The organism is Luteibacter sp. HAY1-4A, from assembly GCF_056755355.1.
On record NZ_JBNDHZ010000033.1, the window covers coordinates 12,708 to 26,325 of the forward strand.

Genomic DNA, 13,618 nt, shown 5'->3' on the forward strand with positions numbered 1-13,618 from the left:
GCAATGAGGTATTCTGCCGACGTAATCGTTTACGTCAAAGCCTCGGCCGGAAGAGCGCCTTTCTGTAGGCCCCTGCCCGGCCCGAAGTAAGCCTTCACTAGACGCCAGCGCCCGCGCGAGGCACCCTTGCGGGCTTCCGTGACACGACAGGTTCCTCAACATGGCCAACGTTAGCGCCCCGGCGCCGACCCTGCTCGCCGACCTCGGCGGCACCAACGTGCGCTTCGGCATCGCTCATCCGGATGAAGACCCGCCGCTCATTCAGGAAAGCATCCGGCGCTACCACGTCAAGGACTACGCGTCCCTCGGCGAGGCCGCGCAGCAGTACTTCAAGGAAACGGGCCACCAAGCCCAGCGCGCCATCATTGCCGCCGCGGGCCGCATCGACAATGGCGAGACCGTGAAGGTCACGAACAATCCGTGGGCCATCTCCGCCAAGAACCTCACGAAGGAACTCGGCCTCGAGTGGGTCCACCTCGTGAACGACTTCGCCGCCCAGTCGATGGCGGTCATGCTGATGAGCGACAAGCCGGACGCCGAGGGCCATGTCGACCTCGTACAGGTAGGCAACTCCCCCATCCCCAAGATCGGCAGCAAGGAAGAACAGACCTTCGTGGTCGTCGGCCCCGGCACCGGCCTCGGCGTGGGCGGCCTGCTGATCCGCGGCGACAAGGTCAGCGTGCTGCAGACCGAAGGCGGCCACGCGGGCTTCGCCGCGCATAGCGCCGAAGACATCGAGATACTCAAGGTGCTCAACCTGCGCTACGGACGCGTGTCGAACGAGCGCCTCATCAGCGGCGCCGGCCTCGTGAACCTCTACACCGCGATCTGCGAGATCTCCGGTCAGAAGCCCGACGAGGCCATCACGCCCGAGGACATCACCCGCCGCGCCACCGACGAAACCTGCGCGATGTGCGGCCGTGCCGTCGAAACGTTTGCCGGCATCTTCGGCAGCGTGGCGGGCGACCTCGTGCTCACGCTGGGCGCGTGGGACGGCGTCTACCTCACCGGCGGCATGACCCCGATCCTGCTGCCGTGGATCCAGAAGGGCCACTTCCGCGAGCGCTTCGAAGCGAAGGGCCGCTTCCGCGACACGATGGAAGCCGTGCCCACGCAGGCCATCATGAACCCGGAACCGGGCCTCATCGGCGGCACCGCACTGGCGATCGTCGAGGCCGGCGGCACGCCGCTGCGGCGCTGAGCCAGCCTGCGAATACCCCCCCAAAGATGCCCGGCGCAATGCCGGGCATCTTTCTCTCAGGCAATCAGAGCGACAGGGCTGGCGGGAACGCATCCGGGATCAAGGTGACCCTGGAGATGCACTTGGGATTGACGTAGGAGAAACCGAACCCTATTTCCCCCCAGGGGCCAAAAATGGACCACGCAGCGTAGGCATTTGGCGAAGCTGTCCTCGGTGCATCGGTCATGATGACCGATGGATACCGGGCCCGCATTGTTTCGAGACTGATGCAGGGAGCATCGATCTTCATGGTCGCGAGTACCAGGTGGGGTGCATCGTCCCGGCTTACTCTGATCTCCGACTCGATCACGCTTATGCCTTCCACAAGATGCGCGCCACCACCCGCATAGCTATTGCTATGAGCTTGGGATTGAACGAGCGATTCCCCGCCCGGCCAGTGATTGCGTAAAGCCTTGGGACCCTCGGTTGCACGGTTAGCCAATGACTCAATGCGGTCGAAGAAAGGACCGGAGTCGAATCCTCGCGAATCAGGTGGTGGGGCCACGTAGTGTGCGTCGTACCAGTCGCCGTAGTAATCGAGATAGTTCTTTCCGGAAATCGACTCAGTATTCCTTTCGCAGAAGGCGTGTCCGAAGTCGCCATACAAGATCGGAGGGTTCGCAGCCATGGACTCGTGCCACTCCGTGAAAAACGGCACATCCGTGGAGACGACACCCACATCCACTTCCGCGCACTGTTTAATCGTCCGACGAGCGACGATGTTCACCCCAAGTGCGAAACCTTCATCGGTGCAACGACTGCGTACATAGGCTGCGCGAGAGGTCAAATTCTCTGAGAAGCTGCTTGTGGCGTGCCCAACTTCATGCGCGAAATGCGACGTGGTGTATGGCACCGATTGCCCACTGATTACAGTGATGATTTTGTTCTTCTTGTCAGTCGCAGACGAGGTCCCGTAGTTGATCATCCAATTTTCCCGGACGACCTGCTTCGTCCGCCACTGGATGGGATAGGCGCTGTGCACCAACTCGTCCAGCGTCGATCCGAGGCCAGTCTGGACCAACGGCGGAGGGACGGGAAACTCGCTTGTACAGGTTTCGCCCACCCTGGCCCGCGCGACGGAAAATAGAGGTAACGACAGGGCAAGCACGCCCACGGTGACGACGCGATTCATTCGCATGTTGGCTCCCACAAAAGTTAGGCACCGGCCCGTTCGGGTCGGGCACGCCGTTAAGCGCGCGCCAAATCGTTACTTGAGGAAGGGTTACTCGTCTTGAGAACCGGCTAGTGCAGCCGCGGGACGCCTAAAAGTGTGACATGCGTCGCAGTACGAGCAGCAATTCACGAACTGGGCCGTGGGCTCACGAACCATGCCCGATCTTCGGGTTTGCGAAATTTCTTTGCAGAGCGATGTGTTGCCTCACGCAACGCGCAGATGGACACCCAGCGCGCGCATGACGCGCATGACCGTCGCGAACTCCGGATTGCCGTCCGACGACAGCGCTCGATACAGGCCTTCGCGCGAGATACCCGTAGCGCGCGCAACGCTGCTCATGCCGCGCGCGCGCGCGATATCGCCGAGCGCCGCCCTTACCAGACTGCCGTCGCCAGGGTCGTCTTCGAGGCATGCGTTGAGGTAAGCCGTTTGCTCGGCTTCCGACGGCAGGTGATCAACGGCGTCCCATCGGGTGAATTTCTCTTTCATTTCGTTCGATCTCGTACATGCGTCGATCGTAACTTATAAGTTACGATATGTGACCCATGGATTACAAGACCGACGACCCAAGCCGACACATGTTCGAGCTGGGCAAATAAAGATCAGGTTCTTCACGCATTCCCGGGGACCGGGCCAGCCATCGACATGACACCCTGCCGCTGGTTCGATCAGGCTTGCCGTGGCGTTCTTGCGGCCCGGTATGGCCAGAGCGCTATACCCCTGAGCGTCTCGCGGGGAGACCTTGCGGCCCACCCTCGCTGCTCAGACAGGTCCTCCGCGCTCGAAAAGGAAGGCCGCTGACGCGGCCCGTGTACTTATGTGGCCTGCGGCCGCTCTCTTGTGCGGAACTCGCCTCGAGGGTGGGCACCAAGGTCTCTTCCGGACAGTGCGGTGGAGTGGCGGAAGAGCCACAGGCGCGATGCGGTGGCCTGCACTCGAGGCGCTTGATGCGTGCGACGATGCCCGGACAAGGAGCCGTCCAGAGTTAGGAAAGGCCCAACTGGCTGGCGAGGCGAGACGATGTCCCGCGAGCCGCGGCTTCTGTCGTCGGCGGTGATGCTCTCCGGACACGCCGCCTCAGTCTTGGGAAGAGTCTTCGGTGTCCACCCTCGAGGCGAGTTCCGCACAAGAGAGCGGCCGTAGGCCATATAGATACACGGGCCGCGCAAGCGGCCCCTCCCTTTCGAACGCGAAGGACCTGTCTGAGCAGCGAGGGTGGACGCCGAAGGCTCTGGCCTCACCGTCCGAGCCGAAAGCGGCGCCAGCCGCTGGACACATGCATTCGCCTTGGCGAATGAACCGATGTATGCAGGCAGCGTCCCCGGACTTCCGTGAAGAACCAAAAATCAGGCCGGCGGGGCTAGCAGTGCGTCGAGGTCGCTTTCGTCGAAGCTGAGGCGCTCGCGGCTTCCGCCGCCCTCGAGCACGGCGTCGGCGAGTTCGGCCTTCCGGGCCTTCAACTCTTCGATCCGCTCTTCCACGGTGCCGGCCGTGATCAGGCGGTAGACGAACACCGGCTTGTCCTGGCCGATGCGGTGCGCGCGGTCGCTGGCCTGCGCCTCGGCCGCGGGATTCCACCACGGGTCGTAGTGGATGACCGTGTCCGCGCTGGTGAGGTTGAGGCCCACACCACCGGCCTTCAACGACAGCAGGAAGAGCGGTACCTCGCCCTCCTGGAAGCGTTGCACGGGCTCGGCGCGATCGCGCGTTTCGCCGGTGAGCGTGACATAGCTGATACGACGGCGATCGAGTTCCACGGCGATGAGCTTCAGCATCTCGGTGAACTGGCTGAAGAGAAGCACACGACGGCCTTCCGTCAGCAGCGCCGGCAGCATGTCCATCAGCAGTTCGAACTTCGCCGACTCGCGCACGCCGCGCGCAGCCTCGAGCTTCACCAGGCGTGGATCGCAGCAGACCTGGCGGAGCTTGAGCAACGCGTCGAGTACCACGATGCCGCTGTGCGCGATGCCGCGCTGTGCGATCACTTCGCGCAGTTCTTCCGCAAGCGAAAGTCGCAGGCTTTCGTACAGGTCACGCTGCCTCGGTTCCATCACCACACGGCGGGTTATTTCCGTCTTCGCGGGAAGTTCCGACGCCACCTGTGCCTTCGTACGACGAAGGATGAAGGGGGCGATGCGGCGATTGAGCCGTTCCTGGCACTCGATGTCCTGGTGCTTCTCGATCGGCAGGCGGTAATGCCTGCGGAACGCGCCTTCGTCGCCGAGCAAACCCGGCACCGCGAGATCGATCTGCGACCAGAGTTCGCCGAGATGATTTTCGAGAGGCGTGCCGGTGAGACACAGGCAACGCGGCACCTTCAGCGTGAGCAGCGCGCGGCGCGCCTGCGTGCGGGGATTCTTCACCTGCTGCGCTTCGTCGAGCACGACGAGCGAGAAGGTCTGCTTCTTCAATGTGTCGACGTCGCGCGGCAGGAGCGCGTACGTCGTGAGGATGACGTCGTACTCGGCGATGCGCGCGAAGGTTTCCGCGCGCTGCGGCCCGTGCAGCGCAAGCAGGGTGAGGCCGGGCGCGAAACGCGCCACCTCGGAAATCCAGTTCGGCACCAGGCTGGTCGGTACGACGACGAGCGCGGGCGATGTGAGGTTGCCGCTTTCCTTCAGTGCAAGCACGTGCGTGATGAGCTGCAAGGTCTTGCCGAGGCCCATGTCGTCGGCAAGCACGCCGCCTGTGCCGGCTTCGGCCAGTGCGTTCATCCAGCGCAGGCCGTCGCGCTGGTAACCGCGCAGCTCGGCGCGCAGGCCTTCGGGCACCGCGTCGCTGGCGCGCTCGGCGGCCTCGCGCAGACGGCGGGTGAAGCCGCGCAGGCGCTCGGGCGCCTCGAAGGAACCGCCGCTGGGCAGCGCCTGCGCGAGTTCCTCCAGGCGGCCGGCCTGCACTCTCGGCAGGTGCAATTGCTGGCGTGGTTTTTCGAGGTATTCCGCCAGGGGCGCAAGCAGGCCGCGCAACTCCTTCAGTCGCACCGGCACGCGGCGCCGCTCGTCGACGGGCGCGTACCAGACCGAATCCTCGGCCTCGCCCGGCATCGGGCTGAGGCTGAGCTGGTGTTCGGCCAGCGCCTGCGCCACCGCGGGCAACAGGTTCACGCGCTTGCCTTCCACCTCGATACCGATTTCCAGATCGAAGGCGCGGTCCGCGTCGTCTTCGTTCGCCTGGCCGTACCAGCGCACCGGCCCTTCCAGGACTTCGAAGGGAAAGCTTGCGGCGTATTCGAGGAGGAAGCCGTCGGCTTCCAGCTTGGGCCGCAAGGCGAGCCAACGGGCCGGCGTGTTCACCTCGAGTGCGCCCGCGTATCCCTTGCCGGGGAACAGCCACGCATCGTCGGGAAGGGTGTCGGCCATGTCCCAGGGCAGCCCCTCGGTGTCCACCGCCGGGTTGAGGCCCGCGGTTTCGAGGGTTTCCATGGTGGCCAGTTCCTCCGCGCGGCGACGGGTGATCTCGAGCAGCACGCCGTTGCGCACGCGGCGCACGAGCGGTTCGCCACCGCGTCCCGGCAGCCGCTCACCGGCATAGTCGAAGGCCAGGCGTCCATAGGCGAGCGGCGGCGTGCCGGCCGCGAGCCGCGCATGGCGGGTCAGCGCGTGCAGCACCAGGACCGGTCGCGGGGACACCTCGGCACGGCGCACTTCGCCGAATACCTGGGGCGCCGGGACGCGAGGTCCCATGCGCGCGGTTTCCAATCCCGCACGGAAAGTGGCGGTGCTTTCCGGAGGCAGCGGCGGCAGGTCGAGCCAGGCGCTTTCTTCCGGCTCGCCCTCCAGCAGGCCGACTTCGGCGTGTTCGGCATCGAGAAACCACAACGAGCCCACGCGGAACAGGCGCTGGCTTGCGGGCACATCGGGCAGCAACTTCTGGCCGCCGTCCTTTTCGAGGTTCCAGCGCCAACGCAGGGGCTGCGGTTTGCCGCGCGACAGCTGCAAGCCGGCCACCCCGCCGAAAAAGCAGGGTGCGCCATCGAGGATCTCGGCCAGGAGCTGGTCGCCCAGTTCACCGGTGAACCGCGCATAGCTGCGGCTTTTCCGTAGCGTCTGGGGAAGGCCCAGCACGGTGGCCGCGAGGCGCTTTTCCACGGCGCTGAGCGTGGCCTCGGGCAAGTGCCGGCTATCCAGCGGCAGCGGACGTGAAAAGCGGCCGTCCGCGGCGACCGTCAGCAGGACCGGGGCAACGTCGAGGTGTGCCGCCGGTTCGTGGTCGTCGTTCACGCCTTCGAGGAAGAAACCGAGGACGGCGCGTTCCGCCGCGACTGCCCGAGCGCCGCCACCCATGGCCCGCTGCCATGCCTGCGGCAGCGAGTCCACGGCGTCGTCTCGCCTGCGCTTGTCGTCCGGTTGATGCATCCGTAGCGATCCTGCCCGCGCGACCAAAACAGGAAGCTTAGCAAAGCCCGGAGGCGTTACCCGTAGGACTTTTTACCCGGTGGATCGGGCCGGTTCAGGCAGCGGAGAGGCGCCGCACGGCTACGCTCAACCGCGCTGGGGGAAGAGATCCACTGGATATTCGGCCTTCTGCTCACGGCTCATCAGCGTGCGCAGGGCTTCCTCCGGCGTGACTTCGCCGTGGAGCACGGCTCGCACCCCGGCCGAGATCGGCAGGTCGAGGCCGTGGAAGCCTGCCAGGCGGGCCACTTCGTCGGCCGTGACCACGCTTTCGACCACCTGGCCGATCTGCCGGATGGCCTCGGGCAACGGAATACCCCGACCGAGCGCGAGCCCCAGGCGGCGGTTGCGCGAGAGATCGCCCGTACAGGTGAGCACGAGGTCGCCGAGACCGGCGAGGCCCATGAGGGTTTCCGCCCGTGCGCCCAGCGCCACGCCGAGCCGCAGCATCTCGTTCATGCCGCGGGTGATGAGGCCGGCCCGGGCGTTCAACCCGAGCTCCATGCCGTCGGCGACGCCAGTGGCTACCGCCAGCACGTTCTTCATGGCGCCCCCAAGCTCGGCGCCCAGGATGTCGTTACCGGTATAGGCGCGGAAGTTCGGCGCATGCAGCAGCACGGCCAGTTCCTTGCCGAATGCCTCGTCCGTGGCATGCACGGTCACGGCACTGGGCAGGCCGGCCGTGACTTCGCGCGCGAAGGACGGGCCCGTGACGACGGCCGCCGGGCGGCCCGGCAGCTTCTCGTTCACCAGCTCGTGCAGGAAGCGTCCCGTGCCGGTCTCGAAGCCCTTCGTGGCCCAGGAAACCCGGGCGTCGGCGTCGAGCAGGGGCACGATCTGGTCGAGCATCGCCGCGAAGGCGTGGCTGGGCACCACCAGCAGGACGATGCCGGCACCGCGCAGCACGGCTGCGAGGTCGGCCTCGTAGACCAGTTCCGGCGGAAGGTCGAGATCGGGCAGGTAGCGCAGGTTGCGGCGCGTCGCGGCCATGGCCGCGAGCGCGTCCGCGTCGCGCCCCCACAGGCGCGTGGGGACGTCGTTGCGCGCCAGCAGGGCTGCCAGCGCGGTGCCCCATGACCCGGCGCCGAGGACGGCGACGGTGGGTCGGGAGGTGGCGCTCATGGCTCAGCTGTTGAGCGAATGGGCACCTGCGCCTTCAAGCTGCTGGCGCTGCTGTTCGGCGTAGAGGGCGTCGAAGTTGATCGGCTGGAGCAGGAACGGCGGGAAGCCGCCTTCCTGGACCATCGAAGAGACCATCTGGCGCGCATACGGGAACAGGAGGTTCGGGCAGTACGAGCCGAGGATGCCGTCGCGGTCTTCGCCCGAAAAACCGGCGATGCCGAAGATGCCGGCCTGGTGGACTTCGGCGAGGTAGGCGGTGCGCTCGCCCAGGTTGCAGGTGAGCGTGAGGCTCAGCACCACCTCGAAGAGGTCGTTGCCGAGGTCGACGGCCTTGTGGCCCAGGTTGAGCTGGACCTGCGGCTGGGCTTCGGTCTCGCCCATTTCCTGGAACACCTGGGGGGCGTTCGGGGCTTCGAAGGAGGCGTCCTTCACATAAATCTTCTGCAGCACGAGCTGCGGCTGGCCGGCCTGGCCGTTGGCGGTGATTTCTGCCATTGCGTAGTCCTCGAAAAGGCGTCGTGTGGGCTGATTGCGTGCCGCTGGCACGAAAGCGGGGATTGTTTCACACAACCCGGCGCCCCGCACAGTCCGGCTTGCGCGAGGACCCGGGCTTCTGAGAGAATGCCCGGCTTCCCTATGCCAGCCCGATACGTCGGGAAAGTCCGTTACGCGATGCGGACTTACACGGGCGGAAGCGCACCACCCTCCAGCCATCGCGTGGCAGCCGGTCGAACGGCGCGCCGCTGGGCCGATGCCGTCCTGGCCAAAGGGCGGTCCAACGAATCTATAAGGAGGCCCCATGGCCCGTAGATGCCAAGTCACCAACAAGGGCGTGCAGAGCGGCAACAACGTCTCGCACGCGAACAACAAGACCCGCCGCCGCTGGCTGCCGAACCTGCACGAGCGCCGCTTCTGGGTCGCCAGCGAGAACCGCTGGGTGAAGCTCCGCGTTTCCAACCACGCGCTGCGCACCATCGACAAGAACGGCATCGAGGCTGTGCTGGCCGACCTCCGTTCCCGCGGCGAAAAGATCTAAGGAGATCGAACCATGGCAAGCAAGCGCGATAAGCACCGCCTGATTTCCACCGCGGGCACCGGTCACTTCTACACGACCACGAAGAACAAGAAGAACACCCCGGAAAAGATGGTCTTCATGAAGTACGATCCCGTCGTCCGGAAGCACGTGGAATACAAGGAAGGCAAGATCAAGTAAGCGCTCGCCGCTTCGGATCTTTGGAAAAACCCGCCTTACGGCGGGTTTTTTTTGCCTGGCGCGGAGCCGCTTCAGCGGCGGTGGGTGCCGAGGCCGGCTTGCCCGCTGCCGCGGGATCGCCGGCATAGCCGGCTCCCACAATAGCCGGCTCCCACAGGCAACAAAAAACCCGCCGTCTTTCGACGGCGGGTTTTTGCTTTCCGGGGTCGCTGTGCGTTACGCGCCGACGGCCGAATAACCCTTCAGGCGCTGGGCGAACTGCTGGAGCGAGCGGATGCCGCTCTGTTCCGCCTCGACGATCCACTGCTGGAGCGCCTTGAGCGACTTCTCCGCGCCACGCTCTTCCATCAATGCGACGAGACGCGCGCGGAAGTCGCAGACCGTCTTGAGCGCCGGACGGTTGGCGATTGCGGCCTGCAGGCGTTCGCGGGCGTCGTTGTCGAGCCAGCGGCCGCCATCGGCCAGGGCGCGACGCAGGCGGCGCGGCACGGACTTGATGCTGTCGCCGGCCTGGCCCATTTCCTCGCGCATCGTCGGGAGGATGACATTGCGGTAGTAGTCGGTGGTGGCCTGGAAGCGCAGCGTCAGCACGCCCTTGAGCGTCTCGGCATCGGGCAGGTGCACGTTCGGACGGATGTTGAGCGTGGGCGCCACGCGCAGCACCTTGGCCAGGCGCAGGAAGCGCAGGCCGCAGATAGCCGCCCAACCGATGTCGAATTCCCACTTGCGCAGGGCGAACTTCGCCGAGCTGGGAAATGCGTGGTGGTTGTTGTGCAGTTCTTCGCCGCCGATCCAGAAGCCCCACGGCGAGATGTTGGTCGCGGTGTCGGAGCTTTCGAAGTTGCGGTAGCCCCACCAGTGGCCGATGCCGTTGACGAAGCCGGCGGCCCAGAACGGGATCCACACCATCTGGATGGCCCAGATCGCGAGGCCGATCACGCCGAACAGCGAGATGTTGATGATCGCCATCAGCGTCGGGCCCCAGTACGGGTGACGGCCGAACAGCGTGCGCTCGAACCAGTCGTCCGGCGTGCCGCGGCCGTACTTCTCCATGTCCGCCTTGTTGTAGCTGGCTTCGCGATAAAGCGCGACGCCGTCGAGGAAGACCTTCTTGATGCCGTACACCTGCGGGCTGTGCGGATCTTCTTCCGTCTCGACCTTGGCGTGGTGCTTGCGGTGGATGGCGACCCACTCCTTCACCACCATGCCCGTCGTCAACCATCCCCAGAAGCGGAAGAAGCCGTTGAGCGTCCAGTGGAAATCCACACCGCGGTGGGTGGCGCTGCGATGGTAGTAGAGCGTCACCGTGAAGATGGTGAGCTGCGTGACCACCAGCAGGTAAACCAGCATCTCGCCCCAGCTTGCGCGGGAGAGTCCGTTGGCCAGGAAATCGAGCAAGGTGTCGAGCATCGAGTCGTTACCGCAAGGATAGTTAGGGGGTCTTGCATGGCCAGTCTAACGAGCGGGCGCCATACCCACCAGCATGGATATCGGCAAATTGTGAAGAGGGCTGTTGTGGGATCGAGAGGCCATTGAGCACAATCGCCCGATGACATCCATCCCCCACGTTCAGCCAGATCAACGCAGCCGCGCACGATCGGATCACGATAACCGGCGTAGGCCGTCGATGGGCGACGTAGCAGCATGAACCGGGGGCCTTTGCTGAATATCGAGGGGCTTTCCCGGCGCCGGGCGGGGCGCGCGGTTGTCGCCGACGTCTCGTTTTCCCTGAACGCCGGTGAAGTCATGGGCCTCCTGGGGGTCAATGGTGCCGGCAAATCGACCTCGCTGGCCATGCTCGCCGGCGCCTTACGGCCCGATACGGGTCGCATCCTCCTCGCCGGCGAAGACTTCGTGGCCCACCCGCGCATAGCCCGGCGATTGATCGGGTGGCTTCCCGAGAACGCACCATCGTGGCCGGAACTGTCCGTCGAGGAGCACCTCGTGGCTTTCTCGCGGCTGCGCGGCGCAGCCAGGCCGGCCGCGCGCCGGGCTGCAGAGGCCATTATCGAACGCTTACGGCTGGGCGACCTGCGCCGGCGGCTGGCTGGCGTGCTGTCGCAGGGCCAGCGCCAGCGGCTGGGCCTGGCCTGTGCCCTGGTGCACGAGCCGGCCCTCATCATTCTCGACGAACCGGCGAACGCGCTGGATCCGGTACAGGTCGGCGAGTTGCGCAGGCTGATCCGCGAGCGTGCCGCCGCCGGCGCGGCGGTGATCCTTTCCACGCATGTGCTGGCCGAGGTGGTCGCCGTGTGCGATCGCGTCGCCATCCTCCATGAGGGCCGGCTGCGTCACGATGCGCCGTTGCGTGGTGACGAAGGCGGCGCCGCCCTCGAAGCCACGTTCTTCGCCATCGCTACGGGGCCGGCCGCATGAGCACCCTCGCCGTCGCCCGCCTGGAACTCCGCCGGCTCGCCGTACGCCCGCTGGCCTGGGCGCTGGCAGCCCTCACCATCGCCTGGCTGGCCTGGACCTTCATCCTCGGCCTCGGTCAGTTCCTGGGGGCGCAGGTGAAGCTGGCCGCCGTGGCGGACGCGCCCGGCTTCACCGACCTCGTGGCGATTCCGCTGCTCGCGGAACTGGCGAAGCTGGCCTTCCTCGTCGTGCCGCTGATGACAATGACCCAACTCGCCGGGGAGCGCCGCAGCGGCACGCTCGCGCTGCTCGCCTCGACGGGCCTCGCGCCTTGGCACATCGTGATCGGGAAATACCTCGCGGTGCTCGTCTGGCTCGGCTTGTGGCTGCTGGCGACCCTGGCCATGCCGCTGGTCGTCGGGGCGGAGTCCACCGCCGACTGGGGCAAGCTCGCCGCCGCCACGCTGGGTACGGCACTGTTGCTCGCCACGCTGGCAGCCATCGGGCTTGCCTGCTCCGCCGCCACCTCGTTTCCCGCCATCGCGGCGGCGATGGCGCTCATCGTGACGCTCGTCCTCTGGACCATCGACCGCGGCGCCCAGGCGGCCGGCGTGAGCGGTGGCTTCCTGGAATGGCTGACCATGGCCACGCACCTGCAGAACCTCCTGCGCGGCCTTGTCGTCACTAGCGACCTCGCATGGTTTGCCCTCGCGATCGCGCTGGCGCTGTCCCTCGCCATACGCCGTCTCGGCGCCGACCGGGAGCGCCAGTGATGCGCCGCTTCGACCGCTGGTTCGTCATCATCGGGCTCGTCGTCGCGACCGGATGCATCGGCTTCCTCAGTTCGCGCCACGCGTGGACGTACGACTGGACGCGCGGCGCACGCGCCAGCCTCGCTCCCGAAAGCGTCGCGGTGCTGGAGAAGCTCCGCGGCCCGGTCGACGTCGTCGGTTACATCTCCCCCACGGGCCCACTGCGCGAACAGATCGCCGCGGTGATGGAACGCTACGTGCGGGAAAAGAAGGACTTGCACCTTTCCTTCGTCGATCCCGACCTCGATCCCGCGGCGTCGCGCCAGCTCGGTATTTCCGGTGACGGCGCATTGCTGGTGCGCTATGCGGGGCGCGAGGAGCGCGTGGAAAGTCCCATCAACGAGCGCAACCTGTCGAACGCGCTCGAGCGGTTGGCGCGCGGCGGGCAACGCATCGTCGCGTTCGTCACGGGCGACGGCGAGCGGCAGGCGGACGGGCGCGCGAACGCCGACCTGGGCACCTTCATGAGCCAGGTGGAACGCCGCGGCATCCGCGCGGTACCGCTGAATTTCAGCCAGACCCGCGGCGTGCCGGAGCACACCGACCTGGTCGTGCTCGCCAGTCCCGCCGCACCGCTGCCTGCGGCGAGCGTCGCGGCGCTGGTCGACTACGTACGTGCCGGCGGCAACCTGCTGTGGCTGACCGAACCGGGCAACGACGACCTCGGCACCGGCTCCCTGGCGGACGTACTCGGCATTCGCGTGTTGCCGGGCGTGCTCGTCGACGGTCAAGGCAGCACGCTCAACGTGAGCGATCCGCGCATCGTCGTGCTCGGCGACTATCCGTTCCATGCGATCACGCGCGCCTTCCGCGACACCACGCTCTTCCCACAGGTGTCCGCCCTCGCGCAGGTCTCTGCGCACGACTGGGCGGTGGTGCCTTTCCTGCGCTCGGGCGAGCGCAGCTGGACGGCCTTCGGCGGCATCGACAACGACAAGCCGTCCACCATCGGCTTCCATCCGGAGGCGGGTGAACTGAAAGGCCCGCTGGACTTCGGCTTCGCATTGAACCGCCTGTCGCCCAGCCCCGCGAAAAGCGAACAGCGCGCCGTCGTCATCGGCGACGGCGACTTCCTCTCGAACACCTATGTCGGCAACGGCGGCAACCGCGCACTGGGTGAACGCATCCTCGACTGGCTGCTCGGCGACGACGTGCTGGTCGACCTTCCTTCGCGCGGCGCGCCCGATCGTGTGATCTCACTGTCGCAGGACGGGCTCAACCTGGTGACCTTCGGTTTCCTCGTCGCCCTCCCGCTGGTGCTGCTCGGCCTGGGGGTGGGCATTGCCTGGCGCCGAAGGCGGCGCTGAC

Annotated in this window: 12 protein-coding genes; 6 read left to right on the forward strand and 6 right to left on the reverse strand. The window is 66.2% G+C overall.

The window, feature by feature from the left end; translation table 11 throughout:
- The first annotated feature begins 160 nt into the window (after window positions 1–160).
- The gene (gene glk, locus ACPYOD_RS12415; RefSeq protein ID WP_481302040.1) at window positions 161–1,201 is read left to right on the forward strand and encodes a glucokinase; all 1,041 of its coding nucleotides are present in this window, start codon (window positions 161–163) and stop codon (window positions 1,199–1,201) included.
- A gap of 64 nt (window positions 1,202–1,265) precedes the next feature.
- Here the strand turns inward: glk and ACPYOD_RS12420 are convergent, their stop codons facing one another.
- The 5 genes from ACPYOD_RS12420 to secB all read right to left on the reverse strand — a co-directional run bounded on the left by ACPYOD_RS12420 (window position 1,266) and on the right by secB (window position 8,425).
- Window positions 1,266–2,372 (reverse strand): hypothetical protein, encoded by a 1,107-nt coding sequence (locus ACPYOD_RS12420; RefSeq protein WP_481302041.1) that lies wholly within the window; start codon window positions 2,370–2,372, stop codon window positions 1,266–1,268.
- A gap of 246 nt (window positions 2,373–2,618) precedes the next feature.
- Complete coding sequence (locus ACPYOD_RS12425) at window positions 2,619–2,903, reverse strand: addiction module antidote protein (protein ID WP_481302042.1); 285 nt, start codon at window positions 2,901–2,903, stop codon at window positions 2,619–2,621.
- Window positions 2,904–3,760: 857 nt separating this feature from the next.
- Window positions 3,761–6,769, reverse strand: a complete 3,009-nt coding sequence (locus tag ACPYOD_RS12430) for a DEAD/DEAH box helicase (RefSeq protein ID WP_481302043.1) — start codon at window positions 6,767–6,769, stop codon at window positions 3,761–3,763.
- Between the two features lie 126 nt (window positions 6,770–6,895).
- Window positions 6,896–7,930 (reverse strand): NAD(P)H-dependent glycerol-3-phosphate dehydrogenase, encoded by a 1,035-nt coding sequence (locus ACPYOD_RS12435; RefSeq protein ID WP_481302044.1) that lies wholly within the window; start codon window positions 7,928–7,930, stop codon window positions 6,896–6,898.
- Between the two features lie 3 nt (window positions 7,931–7,933).
- Window positions 7,934–8,425 carry a protein-export chaperone SecB gene (gene secB, locus ACPYOD_RS12440; RefSeq protein WP_481302045.1) on the reverse strand — a complete coding sequence of 164 codons (492 nt, stop codon included), beginning with the start codon at window positions 8,423–8,425 and terminating at the stop codon, window positions 7,934–7,936.
- A gap of 304 nt (window positions 8,426–8,729) precedes the next feature.
- Between secB and rpmB the strand changes: the two genes are divergently transcribed.
- A complete protein-coding gene (gene rpmB / locus ACPYOD_RS12445; RefSeq protein WP_036109731.1) occupies window positions 8,730–8,966 on the forward strand; it encodes a 50S ribosomal protein L28 in 237 nt (78 codons plus the stop codon).
- A gap of 12 nt (window positions 8,967–8,978) precedes the next feature.
- Window positions 8,979–9,143, forward strand: coding sequence for a 50S ribosomal protein L33 (rpmG, locus tag ACPYOD_RS12450; RefSeq protein WP_036109728.1), 165 nt, complete (start codon window positions 8,979–8,981; stop codon window positions 9,141–9,143).
- Window positions 9,144–9,359: 216 nt separating this feature from the next.
- Here the strand turns inward: rpmG and ACPYOD_RS12455 are convergent, their stop codons facing one another.
- Window positions 9,360–10,553: a DesA family fatty acid desaturase gene (locus ACPYOD_RS12455; protein WP_481302046.1), complete on the reverse strand. Its 1,194-nt coding sequence runs from the start codon at window positions 10,551–10,553 to the stop codon at window positions 9,360–9,362.
- A 234-nt stretch (window positions 10,554–10,787) separates the two neighbouring features.
- Between ACPYOD_RS12455 and ACPYOD_RS12460 the strand changes: the two genes are divergently transcribed.
- From ACPYOD_RS12460 to ACPYOD_RS12470, 3 genes are read left to right on the forward strand one after another with little or no spacing between them, the layout of a single operon-like run.
- Window positions 10,788–11,519 (forward strand): ABC transporter ATP-binding protein, encoded by a 732-nt coding sequence (locus ACPYOD_RS12460; RefSeq protein WP_481302047.1) that lies wholly within the window; start codon window positions 10,788–10,790, stop codon window positions 11,517–11,519.
- A complete protein-coding gene (locus ACPYOD_RS12465; protein ID WP_481302048.1) occupies window positions 11,516–12,271 on the forward strand; it encodes an ABC transporter permease in 756 nt (251 codons plus the stop codon). Before ACPYOD_RS12460 ends, ACPYOD_RS12465 begins: the two co-directional genes overlap by 4 nt.
- Window positions 12,271–13,617, forward strand: a complete 1,347-nt coding sequence (locus ACPYOD_RS12470) for a GldG family protein (protein ID WP_481302049.1) — start codon at window positions 12,271–12,273, stop codon at window positions 13,615–13,617. Before ACPYOD_RS12465 ends, ACPYOD_RS12470 begins: the two co-directional genes overlap by 1 nt.
- The last annotated feature ends 1 nt before the right edge of the window (window position 13,618 follow it).

Excerpts from the sequence above, each read along its gene's own strand:
- ACPYOD_RS12470 (WP_481302049.1), top strand. The coding sequence starts at position 12,271 with ATGCGCCGCTTCGACCGCTGGTTCGTCATCATCGGGCTCGTCGTCGCG.
- rpmB (WP_036109731.1), top strand. The coding sequence starts at position 8,730 with ATGGCCCGTAGATGCCAAGTCACCAACAAGGGCGTGCAGAGCGGCAAC.
- rpmG (WP_036109728.1), top strand. The coding sequence starts at position 8,979 with ATGGCAAGCAAGCGCGATAAGCACCGCCTGATTTCCACCGCGGGCACC.
- glk (WP_481302040.1), top strand. The coding sequence starts at position 161 with ATGGCCAACGTTAGCGCCCCGGCGCCGACCCTGCTCGCCGACCTCGGC.
- ACPYOD_RS12430 (WP_481302043.1), bottom strand. The coding sequence starts at position 6,769 with ATGCATCAACCGGACGACAAGCGCAGGCGAGACGACGCCGTGGACTCG.
- ACPYOD_RS12465 (WP_481302048.1), top strand. The coding sequence starts at position 11,516 with ATGAGCACCCTCGCCGTCGCCCGCCTGGAACTCCGCCGGCTCGCCGTA.
- ACPYOD_RS12420 (WP_481302041.1), bottom strand. The coding sequence starts at position 2,372 with ATGAATCGCGTCGTCACCGTGGGCGTGCTTGCCCTGTCGTTACCTCTA.
- secB (WP_481302045.1), bottom strand. The coding sequence starts at position 8,425 with ATGGCAGAAATCACCGCCAACGGCCAGGCCGGCCAGCCGCAGCTCGTG.
- ACPYOD_RS12460 (WP_481302047.1), top strand. The coding sequence starts at position 10,788 with ATGAACCGGGGGCCTTTGCTGAATATCGAGGGGCTTTCCCGGCGCCGG.
- ACPYOD_RS12435 (WP_481302044.1), bottom strand. The coding sequence starts at position 7,930 with ATGAGCGCCACCTCCCGACCCACCGTCGCCGTCCTCGGCGCCGGGTCA.
- ACPYOD_RS12455 (WP_481302046.1), bottom strand. The coding sequence starts at position 10,553 with ATGCTCGACACCTTGCTCGATTTCCTGGCCAACGGACTCTCCCGCGCA.
- ACPYOD_RS12425 (WP_481302042.1), bottom strand. The coding sequence starts at position 2,903 with ATGAAAGAGAAATTCACCCGATGGGACGCCGTTGATCACCTGCCGTCG.